The organism is Mycolicibacterium sarraceniae, assembly GCF_010731875.1.
Lineage (GTDB): Bacteria > Actinomycetota > Actinomycetes > Mycobacteriales > Mycobacteriaceae > Mycobacterium > Mycobacterium sarraceniae.
This window is the reverse complement of record NZ_AP022595.1, coordinates 1,327,692-1,344,717: the sequence shown is the minus strand read 5'-3', so window position 1 is coordinate 1,344,717 and position 17,026 is coordinate 1,327,692. Positions and strand designations below refer to the sequence as shown.

At 67.4% G+C, this 17,026-nt stretch carries 20 protein-coding genes; 8 read left to right on the top strand and 12 right to left on the bottom strand.

Annotated elements, in window-relative coordinates:
* On the top strand, nucleotides 1-1,470 hold the full coding sequence (locus tag G6N13_RS06990; RefSeq protein ID WP_163695647.1) for a flavin-containing monooxygenase: 1,470 nt from the start codon (nucleotides 1-3) through the stop codon (nucleotides 1,468-1,470).
* Here G6N13_RS06990 and rraA read toward each other — a convergent pair.
* From rraA to G6N13_RS06965, 5 genes are all read right to left on the bottom strand, one after another.
* Nucleotides 1,467-1,949 (bottom strand): ribonuclease E activity regulator RraA, encoded by a 483-nt coding sequence (gene rraA / locus G6N13_RS06985; protein WP_163695644.1) that lies wholly within the window; start codon nucleotides 1,947-1,949, stop codon nucleotides 1,467-1,469. The two genes, G6N13_RS06990 and rraA, sit on opposite strands and share 4 nt — an antisense overlap.
* A gap of 2 nt (nucleotides 1,950-1,951) precedes the next feature.
* Complete coding sequence (locus tag G6N13_RS06980) at nucleotides 1,952-2,401, bottom strand: nucleoid-structuring protein H-NS (RefSeq protein WP_163695642.1); 450 nt, start codon at nucleotides 2,399-2,401, stop codon at nucleotides 1,952-1,954.
* A gap of 105 nt (nucleotides 2,402-2,506) precedes the next feature.
* The gene (locus G6N13_RS06975; protein WP_163695639.1) at nucleotides 2,507-3,013 is read right to left on the bottom strand and encodes a copper resistance CopC family protein; all 507 of its coding nucleotides are present in this window, start codon (nucleotides 3,011-3,013) and stop codon (nucleotides 2,507-2,509) included.
* A complete protein-coding gene (locus tag G6N13_RS06970; RefSeq protein ID WP_235677953.1) occupies nucleotides 3,013-3,744 on the bottom strand; it encodes a YcnI family copper-binding membrane protein in 732 nt (243 codons plus the stop codon). Before G6N13_RS06970 ends, G6N13_RS06975 begins: the two co-directional genes overlap by 1 nt.
* The gene (locus G6N13_RS06965) at nucleotides 3,744-4,397 is read right to left on the bottom strand and encodes a DUF6474 family protein (RefSeq protein WP_163695637.1); all 654 of its coding nucleotides are present in this window, start codon (nucleotides 4,395-4,397) and stop codon (nucleotides 3,744-3,746) included. The genes G6N13_RS06970 and G6N13_RS06965 overlap by 1 nt, the downstream gene beginning before the upstream one ends.
* 389 nt (nucleotides 4,398-4,786) lie before the next feature.
* Here G6N13_RS06965 and G6N13_RS06960 point away from each other — a divergent pair, with 389 nt between their 5' ends.
* The 3 genes from G6N13_RS06960 to G6N13_RS06950 are packed head-to-tail and all read left to right on the top strand — an operon-like array spanning nucleotide 4,787 to nucleotide 7,191.
* A complete protein-coding gene (locus G6N13_RS06960) occupies nucleotides 4,787-5,515 on the top strand; it encodes a hypothetical protein (protein ID WP_163695635.1) in 729 nt (242 codons plus the stop codon).
* A gap of 48 nt (nucleotides 5,516-5,563) precedes the next feature.
* The gene (locus G6N13_RS06955; protein WP_163695631.1) at nucleotides 5,564-6,055 is read left to right on the top strand and encodes an ImmA/IrrE family metallo-endopeptidase; all 492 of its coding nucleotides are present in this window, start codon (nucleotides 5,564-5,566) and stop codon (nucleotides 6,053-6,055) included.
* Nucleotides 6,052-7,191 (top strand): hypothetical protein, encoded by a 1,140-nt coding sequence (locus tag G6N13_RS06950; RefSeq protein WP_163695628.1) that lies wholly within the window; start codon nucleotides 6,052-6,054, stop codon nucleotides 7,189-7,191. The genes G6N13_RS06955 and G6N13_RS06950 overlap by 4 nt, the downstream gene beginning before the upstream one ends.
* 44 nt (nucleotides 7,192-7,235) lie before the next feature.
* Here G6N13_RS06950 and G6N13_RS06945 read toward each other — a convergent pair whose 3' ends face one another.
* From G6N13_RS06945 to G6N13_RS24090, 4 genes are all read right to left on the bottom strand, one after another.
* Nucleotides 7,236-7,634: a transcriptional regulator gene (locus G6N13_RS06945; RefSeq protein WP_163701815.1), complete on the bottom strand. Its 399-nt coding sequence runs from the start codon at nucleotides 7,632-7,634 to the stop codon at nucleotides 7,236-7,238.
* 324 nt (nucleotides 7,635-7,958) lie between these two features.
* On the bottom strand, nucleotides 7,959-8,690 hold the full coding sequence (locus G6N13_RS06940) for a TMEM165/GDT1 family protein (protein ID WP_163695625.1): 732 nt from the start codon (nucleotides 8,688-8,690) through the stop codon (nucleotides 7,959-7,961).
* Nucleotides 8,691-8,989: 299 nt separating this feature from the next.
* Nucleotides 8,990-9,523: a peptidase gene (locus tag G6N13_RS06935; RefSeq protein ID WP_163695622.1), complete on the bottom strand. Its 534-nt coding sequence runs from the start codon at nucleotides 9,521-9,523 to the stop codon at nucleotides 8,990-8,992.
* 147 nt (nucleotides 9,524-9,670) lie between these two features.
* Complete coding sequence (locus G6N13_RS24090; RefSeq protein WP_170310442.1) at nucleotides 9,671-9,829, bottom strand: hypothetical protein; 159 nt, start codon at nucleotides 9,827-9,829, stop codon at nucleotides 9,671-9,673.
* Between the two features lie 526 nt (nucleotides 9,830-10,355).
* On the opposite strand from G6N13_RS24090, the gene G6N13_RS06930 reads away from it, so the two are divergent.
* The gene (locus G6N13_RS06930) at nucleotides 10,356-11,411 is read left to right on the top strand and encodes a DUF4328 domain-containing protein (RefSeq protein WP_170310441.1); all 1,056 of its coding nucleotides are present in this window, start codon (nucleotides 10,356-10,358) and stop codon (nucleotides 11,409-11,411) included.
* Nucleotides 11,412-11,415: 4 nt separating this feature from the next.
* Nucleotides 11,416-12,237, top strand: a complete 822-nt coding sequence (locus G6N13_RS06925) for a glycerophosphodiester phosphodiesterase (RefSeq protein WP_163695619.1) — start codon at nucleotides 11,416-11,418, stop codon at nucleotides 12,235-12,237.
* On the opposite strand, the gene G6N13_RS06920 is transcribed toward G6N13_RS06925, so the two are convergent.
* The 3 genes from G6N13_RS06920 to G6N13_RS06910 are packed head-to-tail and all read right to left on the bottom strand — an operon-like array spanning nucleotide 12,234 to nucleotide 15,039.
* Nucleotides 12,234-13,427 carry an LCP family protein gene (locus G6N13_RS06920; protein WP_235678046.1) on the bottom strand — a complete coding sequence of 398 codons (1,194 nt, stop codon included), beginning with the start codon at nucleotides 13,425-13,427 and terminating at the stop codon, nucleotides 12,234-12,236. The genes G6N13_RS06925 and G6N13_RS06920 overlap by 4 nt on opposite strands.
* Nucleotides 13,428-13,485: 58 nt before the next feature.
* Nucleotides 13,486-14,250: a CPBP family intramembrane glutamic endopeptidase gene (locus G6N13_RS06915; protein ID WP_163695616.1), complete on the bottom strand. Its 765-nt coding sequence runs from the start codon at nucleotides 14,248-14,250 to the stop codon at nucleotides 13,486-13,488.
* A gap of 18 nt (nucleotides 14,251-14,268) precedes the next feature.
* The gene (locus G6N13_RS06910; protein WP_163695613.1) at nucleotides 14,269-15,039 is read right to left on the bottom strand and encodes a DUF2470 domain-containing protein; all 771 of its coding nucleotides are present in this window, start codon (nucleotides 15,037-15,039) and stop codon (nucleotides 14,269-14,271) included.
* A 95-nt stretch (nucleotides 15,040-15,134) separates the two neighbouring features.
* On the opposite strand from G6N13_RS06910, the gene pheA reads away from it, so the two are divergent.
* Nucleotides 15,135-16,058, top strand: a complete 924-nt coding sequence (gene pheA / locus G6N13_RS06905) for a prephenate dehydratase (RefSeq protein ID WP_163695609.1) — start codon at nucleotides 15,135-15,137, stop codon at nucleotides 16,056-16,058.
* A complete protein-coding gene (locus G6N13_RS06900) occupies nucleotides 16,055-16,741 on the top strand; it encodes a histidine phosphatase family protein (RefSeq protein ID WP_163695606.1) in 687 nt (228 codons plus the stop codon). The genes pheA and G6N13_RS06900 overlap by 4 nt, the downstream gene beginning before the upstream one ends.
* The last annotated feature ends 285 nt before the right edge of the window (nucleotides 16,742-17,026 follow it).

Sequence of the window (17,026 nt, the reverse complement as noted above, 5' to 3'; positions counted from 1 at the left end):
ATGACTGAACACGTCGATGTGGTGATCGTGGGCGCCGGCATCTCCGGCATCAGCGCCGCCTGGCATTTGCAGGACCGCTGCCCGTCGAAGAGCTTCCTGATCCTGGAGCGCCGCGAGAATCTCGGCGGCACCTGGGACCTGTTCAAGTACCCCGGCATCCGGTCCGACTCGGACATGTACACCCTCGGTTTCCGGTTCAAGCCGTGGACGTCGGAGCAGTCGATCGTCGATGGCCCCGCGATCCTGCAGTACCTCAAGGATGCGGCCCGCGAGAACGGCATCGACAAGCACATGCGCTTCGGGCATCAGGTGCTGGCAGCCAACTGGTCCGACGCCGACAATCGCTGGGAGCTGACCGTCCACGCCGGCGGCGAGGAAATCCAGATCACCTGTTCGTTCCTGCTGGCCTGCAGTGGCTATTACAACTACGACGAGGGCTACCGCCCGGAGTTCCCCGGCGCGGCGGACTTCGGCGGCGCAAACGTGCACCCGCAGCACTGGCCCGAGGATCTCGACTATGCGGGCAAGAAGATCGTCGTGATCGGCAGCGGTGCGACAGCCGTGACACTGATCCCGGCACTCATCGACAGCGGCTCAGGCCACGTCACGATGTTGCAGCGCACCCCGACTTATATTGCGCCGCAACCCGATAAAGACAAGTTTGCGGCCCGGGTCAACCAACTGCTGCCGCCGAAGGCCGCCTATCCGATCGCGCGCTGGAAAGCCATTGGTCGCAGCACGCTGTATTACCAACTGGCGCGCCGGTTCCCGAACTTTTTCCGCAAGCAACTGCGGACCCTGGCTGAGAGTCGCCTACCCGAGGGCTACGACTTCGACAAGCACTTCAGCCCGTCCTACAAGCCGTGGGATCAGCGGGTCTGCGCGGCGCCTAACGGCGATCTGTTTCGCGCCATTCGCAAGGGCAAGGCCGATGTGGTCACCGATACCATCGAGCGGTTCGACGAGACCGGTATTCAGCTGACTTCCGGCGAGCATCTTGACGCCGATGTCATCGTCACCGCCACCGGCCTGAACGTCCAGTTCTTCGGTGGCGCAGAGGTTCTGCGTAACGGCGCGCCGGTCGACATGTCGGGCTTGCTGGCCTACAAGGGCATGATGCTCACCGGGCTGCCGAACGTCGTGTTCACCTTCGGCTACACCAATGCCTCGTGGACGCTCAAGGCCGATCTGACCTCGGAGTACGTCTGCCGGCTGCTGAACTACATGGACGCCAACGGCTACGATACGGTGATGCCGCAGGATCCTGGCGACACGATAGAACGCCGACCGTTCGTGGATCTGGCGTCGGGCTATCTGCGGCGCTCATTGCACGAGCTGCCCAAATCCGGATCGACGGCGCCGTGGCAGGTGCACCAGAACTACTTCCTGGACCTGCGCGCAATTCGTCAGGACAGGATCGACAACGACGCGCTGCACTTCACCAAACGCCTTGTGCCGGTACAGGTTTAGCCGGCCGGGGTGACGACTATCCCGTCGTCGTCGCTGTAGGCCAGCTCGCCGGGGGCGAAGGTGACACCGCCGAAGCTGACCGGAACATCGCGGTCGCCGGCACCCGTCTTGCTGCTTTTGCGGGGATTGGTTCCCAGCGCCTTGATGCCGATGTCGAGGGTCCGCAGCGTGGACGCGTCCCGCACGGCACCGTGCACGATGAGCCCCGCCCAGCCGTTGGACCGGCCGAGTTCGGCGATGAGATCACCGACCAGCGCGGTGTGCACCGAGGCGTCGCCGTCGATCACCAGAACGCGGCCCTCACCCGGCTCGGACAACACCGATTTCAGTAGCGCGTTGTCCTGGAAGCAGCGCACCGTGCTGACCGGTCCGGCGAACTCGGTGCGGGCGCCGAACTGACGGAACTGGACATCGCAGCTGCGCACTTCGGGTCCGATGTCATCGACGAGGTCGGCGGTGGCGCGGAAGGTGACGGTCATGTTCACTCCGCGTGCCGCTGGCGCAGGCGGCGCGCCAACAGCGCGATCAGCACCGCCGCCGCGAAGCCAACGGCGAACGGCAGCGGCGAGCGCCCAGTCACCGGGACCGGCGGTGGGGCAGCGGGCACCGGATTCGCGGCCTTCTCCACCACGGATTTGGCATCGGCTGCCGCGGCCCGGGCGCCGACTGCGAGCGACGGCGAGCCATCAGCCGAGGCGAGCGGGGCGGGCACGGCAGCAGGCTCCACCGCGGGCGATTCCACCGCGGGCGGCGCTACCTTCTTCGCCGGCACCTTTCGTGGCGGCACCTTTTTGGCGGGCGCCTTCTTCACCGCTTTCTTGGCCGGCGTTTTCTTGGCCGGCTGCTTCTTGGCAACGGCTTTCTCGGGGGGTGGCGGCCCCGGCGGCGTGGCGTCCCGGCCCTCATCGGGCTGGTCTTGCTCTTCTGCCATCAGGCTGCTCCTTTGCACTATCTAGTCGCGAACGCCGGCCCGCGCGCAGCGCGGCCACGCGAGGCAGTGGCACCCATCATGCCAGGCGGGAGCCGGCCGTCCCGGTCACGAGCGGCGCCGCCACGACCACATGACACCGCAGCCGATCACCGCCGCGGCGCCGACGATGAAGGGCCAGATCGGCAGTGCTTTCTCGGGTGCGCTGGCCGATACCGCCGCGGGGGGACCGGGGGCGCCGTTGCCTGCGACGGTCAACGCGAACGACCAGGAGCCGGACACGACATGGCCGTCGGCGGAGGTGACCCGGTAGTTGACGGTGTAGCTTCCGGCCGGCCCGAGCGCATGCAGCCCGACGCTGACCACCGCCCCCTGCACCTGCGGGGTGGGGTCGGACCAGAGGTTCCCATCGGGGCCGACGACGGTCATCGCGGCGAAATCGGCGTGCAGAACTTCGTTGAAGGTGGCACTGACCCGGGAGGGTGCCACGGCAAGGGCCGCGCCGGGCGCCGGATCCGCGGCTACCCGCACGGCATGGGCCGCGGCCACCGCCGTCCCCGCTGCCGCCATACCGGCGATCAGCAGGACGATCGCGACAGCGCGCCGTAGCACCATCAAGCCCGTCGGCGGGCCACCGCGACGCCGACGCCGATCGCGGCCACCAGCAGCGCCCCGCCGGCCAGGGCCCGGGCGGTGTTATCGGGACCGGCCTTGGGCTCAGCGTGCTCGCCCGGAGTCGGCACGGCACTGACGGAAGGACCCGATGCGGGCGTTGACGAGCTCGAAGAGGGCGCCGGGGCCGCGGGTGCCGTGTGGCGTTCCTTGGGCGCCGGCGGACCGGAGGTCAGCGCCAACACCGGCGCGGGGTGCTCGGGCTCCTCGCCATTGGGCAGTGGCGGCTGGTCCCAGTTCACGACGGTGCCGTCGGCGTAGCTCTGAACCACCGGGAATGTCGCCGAATCGGCGTCCGGCAACTTGATCGAGATCGGGAACAACTCAAACTGGCCCACGCCGATACCGGCGTTGGGGGTGGCGGTGAACGTCACCGAGCGGTACGCGCCCGTGCCGGCATCGCGATCCAGGACAGCCGACCACCCCGGCATCACATCGGTGCTCACCGCGGCGACGTTCGGCAGCGAAATCATCACTTTGGTTGTGGCAGAGCCATTTTCGGACTCATTGGGAACCTGGAAAGTAACCAGAGCGTAGTCGCCGCGCACCGGGTGGTCGGAGTCGATGTGAACGTGGGCGCCGGCCGTGGCCGCAGTTGACCAGGAACCCACGATAAGTGCTGCGGTGAGCGCGGTCGCCCTGCGGGCGCGCACCATCATCTGGCGGATGGCCATCAGAGCACGCCGAGGCGCGCCATCAGGTCAGCGTCGATCCCGTCGAGCTGTCCCGTGATCGCCGCATGTGCGTCGCGGCGACGTGGTCCGGGCATGTTCTCCGCGGCGGTGACGGCGGCGGACAGCGCGGTGAGCCGTTCGGTCATCGCGGCGACGAATTGTTTGGTTTCGGCATCTTTGGGCTTTTTCTGGGCCACCACCCGCAGCGAGTTCTCCGCCCCGGCGATACGTGCCGACAGTTGTCCGCCGAGCCCGGAGAACTGGCCGAGTTGGCTCAGCGGAACCCCGAGGCGATCGGCTCGGCGCTCGTCGATCGCGCCCCGCGCCGCGATCGCGGCGCGGTAGACCACGGGGACGATGACAGGGGCCAGCAGCCGGGACACCGTCAGCGCGCGCCGAATCCGGGTCGGGGACAGAAGTTTGCCCTCGCGGACTGCCTTAAGTTGCGCTTCGGCAACCTTGACCGCGGTCCGGTCGGCATCGCGCGCGACCTTCACCTGGGCCCTGATCGCCTTGTTCTCGGAGCGTTCGGCGGACTTGATGCGACGGAGTTCGTTGCGAGCCGAGTGCTTGGCATCAGCCTTGGCGCGGGCCTTGATCGCCCGAGCCTCCGCGCGGCGGGTCGCACGGCTTTTGCGCTTGAACAGGCCCATTACTGATGCCTCCCGAGTAGGTCGTCGGCGATCGGCGAGGCACCCTCGCGACCGGGTCAGCTAACCCTATCGCCCGGCCGAATGGGGCCTAGCGCGACCTGCGGATATGCCACAATGATCGGCAAGACATCCGGTGCGGTGCCCGCTGCGCCGCTGACTCGAGGAACGTCGTGGACCGCTCGCCGATGAAGGCCGCAGCGATTAGCTGGGTGATCGCGTGCGGTTTGCTCTGCGGCGGGGTCGGCATGCTAGGGGCGGCAACGGCTGCAGCGGACCCCGGCACGCTTGGTGACGACCACGGCGGTCAGGGCCCCGGCGGTCGTTTTGATAGCAACGACCCGCGCCCGAGCGGCCCACCCAAACCCCGCGGTGCCGACGTCGGGCAGGGGATGACCACCCTCCCGGGCCGCCACGGCTGGCCGCATCCCGGCCGTCCTGGCTGGCCGAACCACAACTGGCCGGGTTCGGGCTGGCCGTGCCTGCCGCTCCCGGGTGAGCCGGGCGTGCCGCCGCTGTCGCTGCCCGTAACCCCGCAGATGCACCGCCAGTCGCCGCCCGTCGGCCGGCCTGAGCCCCCTAGCCTGGGCGCCCCGGTTCCGGGGGCGATCGGAGGCGGTGGCGGTGGCGGTGGTGGCGGCGGTGGCATCGACCTGCGACCGCGAACGATTCCCCCTCCCGGTGAACCGGGGATGCCCGGGGAGCCGCCGGTCGTCAGCGCCGAGCACGGCGCGGTCGGGCCCATCAGCCTGGAGCCGCCCCCGATCACGATGCCGCCGTTGATCGGATTGCCGGTGCCGGCCTTCTCCGCGCCGGTGCGTGCGATCGGCCCGAGCGCGGAACCGGGTCCTCGCACGCCGGGGCCTGGTCGAGAATCCGCCACTACCCGCGAACGTCCACCCGCGACGTCCGCCGGAGCGGGTACAGAAATGCCGCCGTCGACTAGGGTTGGCTATCCCAGATACCTCCAAGAGGCCAAGATGGGCGAGGTCGCGGCGGTGGCCCTGCCGGGTTTCGCCGGAATTCTCGCCCTGACCGCACTCGGAGGGGTGGTCGGGTATCGCCAAGCAAAAGCTGGCCACGTCGTGCGGACTGCGGGGACCACCCGCTTCATGCAGTGACCAGGACTGCTCGTCGCAGGCCAGCCGCGGACGGGGAAGGGGGATGAGGTGTCGGCCAGTCGCCGGGTCACCACGGCAGTCAATGATGTCTTGGATCTTGCGCCGCGCCATGGCGAAATCTCACTGACTCGGCTGGTTGCCGCGGTCAGTGCGGACCGCGACCGCCTCATCGAAGTCACCATGGCCGATCTGCCGGCCGGGGTCTGCGGTCAGTGGCGCCAATACGCCGATCACGATGTCTTCCTGATTCAAAACGGGCTGCCGACCTGGGATCGCACCGTGGCCCACGAGCTGGGCCACCTCGTGCTGGGGCATTACGGCATTCCGGTCACCGAGGCCGCGCGCGATATCGCGGAGGTCGCCAGCGATGACCTCATCGGCTACATGCTCAACCAGCGCACCGGATGTATGGGGCCTGGCGGTGAGGACATCGAGCAGGAAGCGGAAGATTTCGCGGCGCTGCTGTTGTACCGCCTCGGCCGGTCGCCGTCGGACCGGTCGTCGATCGTGCAAGTTCGCCTCGGAGAGGCGTTTGGTTGATCGTTTGGTTGATCGCCGGTCTGCTGGGGATGGCCACCGGCTTGCGCATTGGGTGGGCGCTGGTCAACAAGCAGTCAGTGGTCAGTTCGGCCATGATCGTCGCGCTGGGCAGCCTCGCGCTGGTCGCCGCGTTGAACTGGCCGCCGCTGACCCTGCTGATTGACAGCGCCCTGCGCTGGTCCAATATCTCGATCGGTCTGAGTCAGGTGGCTCTGGTGTGGTGTGCGGCAGGCAGCTGCGTGATGATCACCAGCGTCGCCTCGACGCGCGGCCCCGCTGTCATCCGCCGGATCGCGGCGTTGCAGTACGCCGTTGCCGCCGCCATCAGCGCCGTCTCCCTGGTGTTGTTCTTCCTGTCCGGTCTGCAGCCGGAGATGTCGCCCGAGGAGTACCTGCGCCACAATCTCGGCTCGGCCAATACCTCACTGCCGTGGCTGGTGCCGCTGCTGTACGTGATGCTTACCTCAGCTCTGGTGTTGTGGGCCGGCATGCGGCATTCGAACCGGACGCGCCGTGGCCGGGCGCTGTTCGTTTTCACCGTCGGCATCGCCCTGTTGGTGGCGGCCACCGCGGTCCTCCTGATCCGGGCGGTGCGCACTTCGCATCTCGTGGGCGTGGGAACCGCGGCGACGCTTCTGGGCGCCGCGATGGCGATCGTCGCGGCGGGGTCGCTGCTGCCCGCAATCGAGGACTGGTTCGGTGGACGACGCGAACTGCGTCTGATCGATCCGCTGCTAACCGAGCTCGAACGACGTCAACCGGATGTCGGGATCGGCGAGCGGCCGCGCGGCCCACTGGTGTTCCGGGTGGCTGAGCGCTTGTCGCTGATCTCCGATGCTCTTTACCTGGAAGCCACGATGGCCGACCATGTGGCAGCCGCCAACCTCGACGGTGCCGGGGTCGACGTGATGGCCGACGCCGATCGCAGCGGGGTCAGCCGGGGTGAACAGGCGATGGCGATCGCGAAATGGATTCATGCCGGACGGCGTACGCCCCGGGTGGCAGGTCCGGCAGGGCAGGGACACTTCCCGGGGATGCGCTGGCTTGGGCAGCCCGAAAGCTGCTCGGATCGGGAATGGATCCTTGAGATAGCACGCCAATACCGCGCGCTGGACAACTCAGCTGCCGCGCGTTGACAGGCGCCTAACGTTGCCGAGAGTCCCGTGTCGGGAGCGATGGGCTAATCGTCGAGGTGTTCCCGGCGACGCAGCTCATCGACCTTGGACACGATGTCCTGCTGGGCCTCGGGCGACAGCCCCACGGTGCGTGCGGCAATGCGGCGCACGCCCTCGTCACGCATGTTGGCCAACCAGCTGAGTTCCTTGTCGAGCTTCTCGTAGTACTCGTCGTCCGTGAAGTACTGCGGCTTGATCCGGAAGAAGTTAGCAAGCGCCGTCATGGTCGTCGACGACGGATTGGTCCGGTTGCCTGAACGCAGCTGCGACAGGTACGGAGCGGACATCGTGATGCCTTCAGACTTCAGCGCGGAGATCACTTCCGCGGAGGTATGAGGACCGCGGCCGGGGGGATACACCGTGTCGAACAAGCGATTCAGTCGGGCCGAGAACGTCGTGCTCATCTTGCTGACCTCCACATGCAGAAGAGTGGTCATTTTCGTTGACTTATTTGCTGATCATCGTAGCGACACATCCGCCGACAACCAAGTGCAAACTACCGGAAAATTGACGAAGGCGGACATTTTCGGTCCGCTGGCAAACACTCACGCGGGTGTTTTCTCAGGTCGCCGCCGATACGGAGCCTGCGGTAAGGCAAAGAAACGCATGGTGGACGGCCTCTTGGCGCGCCAGGTGGTCGATTATCGCGTGCCCGAGAAGCTGAGAGTACCCTGAGCAACCGAGGGCATCGAGCCCGATCTCGTAAATCTACTTTGCTGCAAGTGCGGTTATGCCGACTCGTCCGAAGCGTTGGATGCTGCCGCCGGCACTCCAGCTGCGTCGGCGCGCAGCACGGCCGGCCGCAGGCGGACTGGCAGTGCGCGAATCGCGGCCGCAGCCACTGCGACGGCGGCGATCGACATTCCGAAGATGACAACCGCAGGTGCCGTGGGGAAGGCGCCCTCGATGAGCATGGACAGCCCGAACACCACGAACAATGCGGCCGCGCCGAGCTGGATGAACCGCTCGGGCAGGTGCTTACCAGCCAGGGCACCAACGAGGATAGCCAGCGCGTCGGCGGCCACCATCCCGATGGTGGACCCGATCCACACGCCGACCCAGTCGTGATCGGCGGCTAGGGTGATCGTCGCGAGCATCGTCTTGTCGCCGAGCTCAGCCAGCAGGAACGCGGACGCGACCGCGAAGAAGGCGGGTGCGGTGGTCCGCTGGGCCCGAGTGGCCTCATCGTCGGAAAGCTTGTCTCCACGCAGCGTCCACAGCCCGAACAGAACGAAGGCCACCCCGGCGAGGATGCCGAGCAGATGGGTGGGCAGTGCCGCGCCGAGGTAGTGGCCGACGGCGACGGAAATCAGGTGCACGGCCGTTGTGGCGACGGTGATGCCGCCGAGCACGACCCACCAGCGATGCCGCAGCGCGAACGTCATCGCCATCAGCTGCGACTTGTCGCCCAATTCGGCGACGAAAATGACTGCGAAACTCAGGAATAGCGCGGCAAGCACCCAGAACTCCTCATTCGGGTGGCTGTGGTCAGGGGCGGTACTACAGCCTCCGGCCAGCAACCACTAAACGGTTGTGTGGCCGAAGGTCTCGCCCACCGGTTGTGATGCCGGCCGGAAAACCGGGCCCCGCGCTGCGCGCCAGGCCAGTATGTCGATTATCCGATTGGAGGCTACTCCCCTTCGCTGCCGCCAACTCTACGGGCGCTGGAGCGGTGCGCGCAACTCAAGCCAGCTGAAAACCCAACAGCGCCAATAATTTTGATTCGCCGCGAAAGAAAGTTTGGTAGCCCTCAAAACCTCTACGCGGCAAGTAGCATCGCCAGGATCGCGGTGTCCGGGTGGCTGATCGGGTCTACACCGACCCGGCTCACCATGCTGGTGATGGTGCCATCCGATTCGGCCTCGACCCACGCGGCGCGGTGCTCCAGGCCGAGATGTGGAATGCCCGGCAGGAGAACGCAACCCGATGCGGCTCCCAGGCATTCCGGCAGCGACGGCATGGTTTCTGACGGCGGGTGAAGCATCAACAGTGCTGGCGGCTGCCTGTCGGCGAAATGTCCTGGCGCAACTGCAGATTCACCCACCACCGTGCCTTCGGCGAGGACCAGCCCGACGGTGCCGGGGTGCGGTTTATCGGGAAGCTCCTCCCGAACACCGAAAATTGTTGTGGTGGAGAGTAACCCGGGTAGGGACGCCACCCGCACCGCGACTATCAGAAGCTGCGCCCACTCCTTCGTCGAGTTCGGCCAGCGACCGGATACGACGAAGCCCTTCAGGGCACCACGAGAATGAAAGGGCGCGACTTCGACTGCACGCCCGGAACCATTTTCCATCTCGCCTCCGCGACACTTGGGTATGTCAGTGCGACACGACTGCGGGTCGGTTCAACTCAGGATGCGCCACGGAACGCGCGTCAGCAAGGCGACACGGGTGCCAACCCGATATCGGTTCGGCACGCGGCAGGTAAAGGTGGGGACGGCTCAGAACAGAACGATGACGGCGAGGATGCCCAGCAGAACCAGAGCGATCACGCCGGCGCGCAGGGCGGCCAGCATGTACGCGCGATTACAGGTCGCCGAAGCGACATACCGATACGACGGCTTCGAGCCAGACTGTGCCCGGACTGACTGGGATGCCATCACACCGCCCTGACCTGCATGTTCAACTACCACTCCCAGTGAAGTTAGTCACACACTCTTCTGTGAGCGCGATCATAACCCTTCACCTACCCCGAGGAAAACTGGTCAGCCAGGATCCAGGACCTCGTCGAGATTTCGGGTTTGTTGATTGCGAAAGGGTTATCCAAGATCACGGTTGGCTCAATGGCTTCGGCGTGTCGCGCGGCGCGTCGCGGTGGTGTTTCCGACCGCTGGCAAGCGACCGATTTCGCTCGCCCGCTACTAAACTTGTTGATCAGCGCGCGCACACCCCGGCGGGTTATCCACAAGTACTCCGCGGTTTGGTGGCGAGATGGTGCGCTCAAGGTCCATTTACCCGCATGAACACCTGTGGATAAACCTGTGGAAACTGTGGATAGTCCAGTCATTGCTACATTTACACGATGGCCGAAGTTGCACTGCGTGCCACAATCCCAGCCCGCCTGGCACCCACTTCTGCCCTGCCGCAGCACGCCGCACCCAAGTTCCGCTCGCTAGGCTGGTCCGCGTGATTCAGGTGTGCTCCCAGTGCGGGACACGGTGGAACGTGCGCGACCGTCAGCGCAGCTGGTGCCCCCGTTGCAACGGCGCCCTGATGGCGCCGGTCAATGCGCCTGATCCGCGCTGGAGTCCCGGCGCGACGAGCCACCCACCGGCCAGGCCACCCGGTCCGCGGCCACCCGGTCCGCGGCTGCCCCAGGGATTTCGCTGGATCGCGGTCCGCCCGGGGCCCCCGCCCCCGCCTCGTCGCCGTCGTCGTGATCTCGGGCCGACACCGCGCTACGCCGATATCCCGCGGTGGGGCCTCGCCGACCAGGTCGCGCCGATCCCGCCGGATCACGACGGTGCCGCCAAGTCCGGACCCGCGCCCGTCACGGTCCGCGCGGCGCTGCTCTCGGCGATCGCGATCTTCGGCCTGGCGGCAGCGGTCCACATCGTTCGCTACGTACTGCTGTTGATCAACCGCACCGCACTCCTTCCGCCTCTCGTCGCCGGCGCGGCGCTGTGGCTCGGCGTGTTGGCCAGCTTGGCCGCGATCGTGGCGGTCATTCTGACCGCGGTCGTCACGACGTCATGGTTGATCGCGCGTCGCGCCGCGGTCTATCAACACCTCGGCCACGACGACCCGCGGCCGACATGGGCGCTGTGGGCGGGCTGCCTGGTACCGGTCGTGAACCTGGTGTGGGCGCCGGTGTACGTCATCGAACTCGCCCGCGCCGAGCAGACGTACGCGCGAGTGCGCGGGCCGATCACGGCGTGGTGGATCGCCTGGATCCTGTCGACGGCGGTGTCCATCTTCGGGATCGCCACGAGTTTCACCACCAAACCGCAGGGCATCGCGGACAACACAGTGACGGTGATCATCGCCTACCTGCTGGGTGCCGGCGTACTGGCGCTGTTGTGGCAGTTGTTAGACGCCTTCGTGCGCAAACCCGTCGAACGGCCGCTGCACCGGTGGGTGGTGGTCGGCCAGGACTCACCCCAGGACCGGCCGCACGACCAGCCCGCCGAGCCCGCGTCGCTGCCAGCGGTTGAGCAGGACCAACGGGAACCGGCAGCATAGGCGTATGCACTCGGCCGGCGAACCGCTCGACGGGCACCCCTTCGTGGTTGCCCACCGCGGAGCTTCGGCTGAGCGCCCCGAGCACACGCTGGCCGCGTACGAGCTAGCGCTGGCCGAAGGCGCCGACGGAGTCGAGTGCGACGTCCGGTTGACCCGCGACGGCCACCTGGTGTGTGTGCACGACCGGCGGGTGGACCGCACGTCGACGGGCACCGGTCTGGTCAGCGAGATGACACTGGCCGAACTCAAACGGCTGGACTGGGGGGCCTGGCACAGCAGCGCGCGATCCGATGAGCCGCCGACCGGCACGGGCCTGCTCACCCTCGACGACCTGGTGCGCCTAGTCCTGGATTGGAACCGGCCAGTGAAGTTGTTCGTCGAGACCAAGCACCCCGTGCGCTACGGCGGGCTGGTCGAGAGCAAGGTCCTCGCCCTGCTGCATCGCTACGGCATTGCGGCACCGGCGTCAGCGGCTCTCTCCCGGGCCGTGGTGATGTCGTTCTCAGCCGCCGCGGTGTGGCGGATCCGGCGCGCGGCGCCGCTACTGCCGACAGTGCTGCTGGGTGAGACGTCGCGGTATCTGGGCGGCAGCGCGGCCACGACTGTCGGGGCGACGGCAGTCGGACCGTCGATCGGGACCCTGCGCGAGCATCCCGAGCTCGTCGACCGGGCCGCCGCACAGGGCCGGGCCATGTACTGCTGGACCGTGGACCACTACGAGGACGTCGGCTACTGCCGCGATCTGGGCGTCGGCTGGATCGCGACCAACCATCCGGGGCGGACCAAGGCCTGGCTGCAGAACCCGTTAGCCGTCCCGGGCGACTAGGATGGGGCGTCCAGCGCTGGCTTCGGGATCACCGAATCGGTGCGCAGCGCGGTGAACAACTGCTCGGCCGCATCGGAGTCCCACACGACGACTGAACCGGAGTCGTTGTCGGTGAACTCGCCGATCGGCACCGTGATCGCGGTGGTCGAGCCGTGCAGTGCCCAGCCCAGCAGCGCGAGATCCCAGACGTGGTCACCATTGTCGACAGTCAGTGACCCGACGGCGGCGTGCGGCACGGAGTACCAGCGCCACGGGTTGAGCCACACTGCCGCGCTGCTGGCTTTGTGCATCACTGCGGCCATGAACTCCCGCTGGTGGACCATTCGGTCCAGATCGGCACGCGGGGTCGCCCGGGACCGCACGTAACCCAGTGCGTTGCGGCCGTCGAGGGTCTGGCAGCCAGAGGGCAGATTGACCCCGGCCAGCGGGTCGTCGATCGCGTCGGTCGGGCATACCCGGACACCCCCCAGCGCGTCGACCGCCACCGCGAAACCGGTGAAACCCACCTCGGCGTAATGGTCGAGACGCAGGCCGGTGGCCTGCTCGACGGTCTGGGCCAGCAGCGGTGCGCCGCCCTCGGCAAAGGCGGCGTTGATCTTGTCCTTGCCGTGGCCGGGGATGTCCACATAGGAATCGCGGGGGAGCGAGACCATCGTGGTGGGGGCATCGGAGCCGAGCGCGGGAATGTGCACGACCAGGATCGTGTCGGTCCGCCCGTTGCCGAGGTCGCCGCCGGTGGTCAACTCGGCCTGTTGTTCGGGGGTCAGCCCGGCCCGGCTATCGGAGCCGACGAGCAACCACGTGGTGCCCGCGCCCGCTTCGGGACGGTCGGCGTAGTCGAAGACCGCGACCCGGCGCAGGGAGGTGTCGATCCACCCGGCGCCGCCGACGAGCCCGCCTCCGACCATTAGGAGCACGATGATCAGCGTGACGAAAATCCTTCGACCCCAACGCTTTTTGCGCTTGAGCTTAGGCGGTGGTGGCGGTGGTGGCGGTGGTGCAGCCGGAGGGGCAGCGGGAGGCCGCGCTAGTGGTGGCGGCGGGGGAGGTCGCCTTGGCGGTGCCGGGGCGCGCTGTGGCGGTGGGGGCGGCGGCACGCGGCCCGGGTCCCGCCGGATCACCTGTGAGGGCTCCCGCAGTGGCGGGTGGGCCGGTGGCGAGGCTTGACGCGGTATGCGCTCAGTCGGCAGATCCGCCGCGGGCCGCGGTGGCCACTCCTCGCTCACCACGTCAATTTACGTGCCCGGCTCACTTGAGCCAGCCAAGATGGCCGGCGAGTGCGACGTAACCGACGAACGCGACGGTGTCGATGACGCCGTGCGCGATCACCAGTGGCCACAGCCGGCCCGTCCGGCACCACGCGTATCCGAAGACCACGCCCATCACCAGGTTGCCCAGTCCCGCACCGAAGCCTTGATAGAGGTGGTACATCCCGCGTAACACGCTGGAGGCCAGAATCGCCCGGTTCTGGTTCAGACCGAGCTGTTTGAGCCGGGTGATCAGGTAGCCGACGACCACGACTTCCTCGGCGAACCCGTTGGCGAATGCCGACAGGATCAGTACCGGGATGCGCCACCAGGTGTCGTGCAGGGCCGCGGGCTCCACCTCGGCGTTCATCCCAAGCCATCGGCCGGCCAGATACAGCAGCAGGCCGGGGATACCGATCAGGGCGGCCAGGCCGAGGCCGCCCAAGACATCACGCCACTGCACGCGGCGCAGTCCGAGCCGGGCCGGGGTGGTCCCGCTGCGCCACAACAGATAAAGGCCGAGGGCTCCCCACGCCACCAGTTGAGCCACCGATGCCAGGTTCAGACCCAGATTGATCAGGTCATAGCGAGAGAGATTGGGGTTCAACCGAACTCGGCGCCCCGAGAGCCCGGACAGCACCGCGTCGAACAGCTGCAGCATTGCGATGACGCCGCTGACGCCGAAAGTGACGGCAAGCATGACGCCGACTTCGATGCGCAGGCCACGCCGGTCAGTGGCGAGGAATTCGTCGCGGGTGGCACTCACCCCGCCACGGTAACGGCCCTACATCCGGCGTGCGCGCAGCCCGTTGACGAACGGGCAACCCATCAGCAACCGGATGGCCCGGCCCAGACCCGGCACGTCAGCCACCGGCTCGCCGAACGGCAACCGGACGTCGTGATCACCGTCGGCACCCTCGACGCGCAGGCGCAGACCATAGCGGTCCAGACCAAGGGGGCGGACCCGCCCGCGCCGCAGTGGCGCGGGCAGCTTGCCGGCCAGCCGCTCCAACACCTCGGGATGATCACTGTCCAGATGGCACAGCCATGCCGACTCGAGCTCGCAGAACGGGTCTGGCTCGGCCGTCATCAGTTCGTGCGCGTTGACGGTCTCGGCCCCGCCGGCGTCAGCGACAACCACCGATTCCACCTCGAGCAGCAGCAGGACCTGTCCTGCGCCGATGTCCAGCAGCGCCGCGTTCGGGTGGTCGGTCGCGATCATGTCGACCATCGTGCGCACGGCATGCGCGGGCACGCTGTGCACACGGCCGCGGATCCACACCAGCGACCGCACGGGCTCCCGCAGCGGTAGTGGGGCGAAGTCGGTGAGCTCCAGGACGGCTGCCACGCCCTCGGTCCCGGCGGCGCGGGTGCAGACGGCAAGTGGGGAGTGGGCCAGCAGGCTCACCGCGAAAGAACCACCCGGTAGCAGGTGGTGAATGGGCGTGGTGGCCGGGGCGACACCGTCGGCGACCAGCATTGCACCAGCGGCACGTGCGCAGGCGCTGCGGACGCGTTCGGCGGTGGACGGCGTAGTGAGCGTCGCTGAGGTCATCGCGCACCTTCCAGTTAGTGAGGTAAGCCTAAGTTAACTATCACCGCGTGGTCGCGCAAGGGTTCCCTGTGTGGCCGACCCGATAGGGTTGCACCGTGGCCCGTATCGCCTACCTCGGTCCCGAGGGGACGTTCACCGAAGCGGCACTTCTCAAGATGTGCGCCGGCGGTGTGGTCCCGGGCGGCAGCAGTGATACCCAACCTCAGCCGACCGACAGCACCCCGGCAGCCCTGGCGGCCGTGCGGAACGGAGCAGCCGACTTCGCCTGCGTGCCGATCGAGAACTCCATCGAGGGCACGGTGCTGCCCACCCTGGACAGCCTGGCCACCGGCTCACCGCTGCAGGTCTACGCCGAGCTGACCCTGGATGTTTGCTTCAGCATCGTCGTGCGCGACGGCCACGACCGAGACTCCGTGCGCACCGTCGCGGCGTTCCCGATCGCCGCCGCGCAAATCCGGCGCTGGCTGGCCACGCATCTGCCGGAAGCTGTTCTCGTCCCGGCTAATTCGAATGCCGCCGCCGCGCAGGAGGTGGCGGCGGGGCGCGCCGATGCCGGTGTCAGCACCGCCCTGGCCGCGCAGCGGTATGGCCTGTCCACCGTGGCTGACGGGGTCGTCGACGAACCCAATGCCAGGACGCGGTTCGTCCTCGTCGGTCGTCCGGGCACGCCGCCTGCGCGTACCGGTGCCGACCGCACCTCGGTGGTGCTGCGGATCGACAACACGCCCGGGGCGCTGGTGTCGGCGATGACCGAATTCGGGATCCGCGACATCGATCTGACCCGCATCGAATCCCGGCCCACCCGCCTTGAACTCGGCACCTACGTCTTCTTCCTGGACTGCGTCGGCCACATTGACGACAGTGCGGTCGCCGAGGCTCTCAAGGCTCTGCATCGGCGGTGTGCCGACGTTCGCTATCTGGGCTCGTGGCCGACGGAATCGGCGACCGGCGCAATACCGCCGCAGCTCGACGAGGCCGACCGCTGGTTGGCCCGGCTCCGGGAGGGGGACCCGACATGACTGGACGGCTGATCCTCATGCGCCACGGACAGTCCTACGGAAACGTCGAGCGCCGTCTCGACACCCGGCCTCCCGGGGCCGACCTCACCGACCTCGGTCGAGAACAGGCGCGCGACTTCGCGTTGGCCCGTGCCCGGCCTCCCGGGCTGCTGGCGCATTCGATCGCCAACCGGGCCGCCCAGACGGCGGCCGAGATCGGTGCCCAACTTCGGCTATCCGCCGAGGAGTTCACCGGTATCCACGAGGTGCAGGCCGGCGACCTGGAGAACCGCGACGACGATGATGCCATCGCCGAGTTCAATGCGATCTACAGGCGCTGGCTTGAAGGCGATTTGGCGGTCCCGATGCCCGGCGGAGAAAGCGCCAGTGATGTCCTGGACCGCTACGTCCCGGTGGTCACCGAGCTGCGGCTGCGCTATCTGGACGACCACGCCTGGACCGACGACATCATCGTGGTCAGCCACGGCGCGGCCATCCGGTTGGTCGCGGCCACGTTGGCCGGTGTGGAGAGCAGTTTCGTGCTCGACCACCATCTGGCCAACGCGGAGTCGGTGGTGTTGTCACCGATCACCGACGGTCGATGGAGCTGTGTGCAGTGGGGGGCGCTGAGCCCGCCGTTTTATCCCGAGCCCGACGCACATCCGGTCGAGGATGCGCTTCAGCCCGTGGATCCCATGGGCTGACAGGATTTACACGGCAAATCGGACTGATGTTTGCTGAGAGCAGTCGCATCCCACCGTGTCGCAATCGATCACCAGCGCGTGAAGGATTAGCTCGGGCGCGGTGCAACCTTCTTCGGTGCATTCCTCGCGATGCGCGGTGTGGAGGATGAGCGTACCGTGGCAATGTCCCAGGCCAGCGGTGCATTCTCGGCAGCTTCGTACCATGCTTCGTTCCTAGCATTGAGGCCCGCCGAGGTGCCGCTGCCACGCGGGCTCCGTGCCCGTTGTTTTCGCCGGTAGCAAAAG

Coding starts and splice junctions, on each gene's coding strand:
- G6N13_RS06910 (WP_163695613.1), bottom strand. CDS start 15,039: ATGACCTCAGCGACGCTCACTACGCCGTCCACCGCCGAACGCGTCCGC.
- rraA (WP_163695644.1), bottom strand. CDS start 1,949: ATGACCGTCACCTTCCGCGCCACCGCCGACCTCGTCGATGACATCGGA.
- G6N13_RS06990 (WP_163695647.1), top strand. CDS start 1: ATGACTGAACACGTCGATGTGGTGATCGTGGGCGCCGGCATCTCCGGC.
- G6N13_RS06935 (WP_163695622.1), bottom strand. CDS start 9,523: ATGGAAAATGGTTCCGGGCGTGCAGTCGAAGTCGCGCCCTTTCATTCT.
- G6N13_RS06960 (WP_163695635.1), top strand. CDS start 4,787: ATGACCACCCTCCCGGGCCGCCACGGCTGGCCGCATCCCGGCCGTCCT.
- G6N13_RS06900 (WP_163695606.1), top strand. CDS start 16,055: ATGACTGGACGGCTGATCCTCATGCGCCACGGACAGTCCTACGGAAAC.
- G6N13_RS24090 (WP_170310442.1), bottom strand. CDS start 9,829: ATGGCATCCCAGTCAGTCCGGGCACAGTCTGGCTCGAAGCCGTCGTAT.
- G6N13_RS06980 (WP_163695642.1), bottom strand. CDS start 2,401: ATGGCAGAAGAGCAAGACCAGCCCGATGAGGGCCGGGACGCCACGCCG.
- G6N13_RS06965 (WP_163695637.1), bottom strand. CDS start 4,397: ATGGGCCTGTTCAAGCGCAAAAGCCGTGCGACCCGCCGCGCGGAGGCT.
- G6N13_RS06945 (WP_163701815.1), bottom strand. CDS start 7,634: ATGAGCACGACGTTCTCGGCCCGACTGAATCGCTTGTTCGACACGGTG.
- G6N13_RS06970 (WP_235677953.1), bottom strand. CDS start 3,744: ATGGCCATCCGCCAGATGATGGTGCGCGCCCGCAGGGCGACCGCGCTC.
- G6N13_RS06925 (WP_163695619.1), top strand. CDS start 11,416: ATGCACTCGGCCGGCGAACCGCTCGACGGGCACCCCTTCGTGGTTGCC.
- G6N13_RS06975 (WP_163695639.1), bottom strand. CDS start 3,013: ATGGTGCTACGGCGCGCTGTCGCGATCGTCCTGCTGATCGCCGGTATG.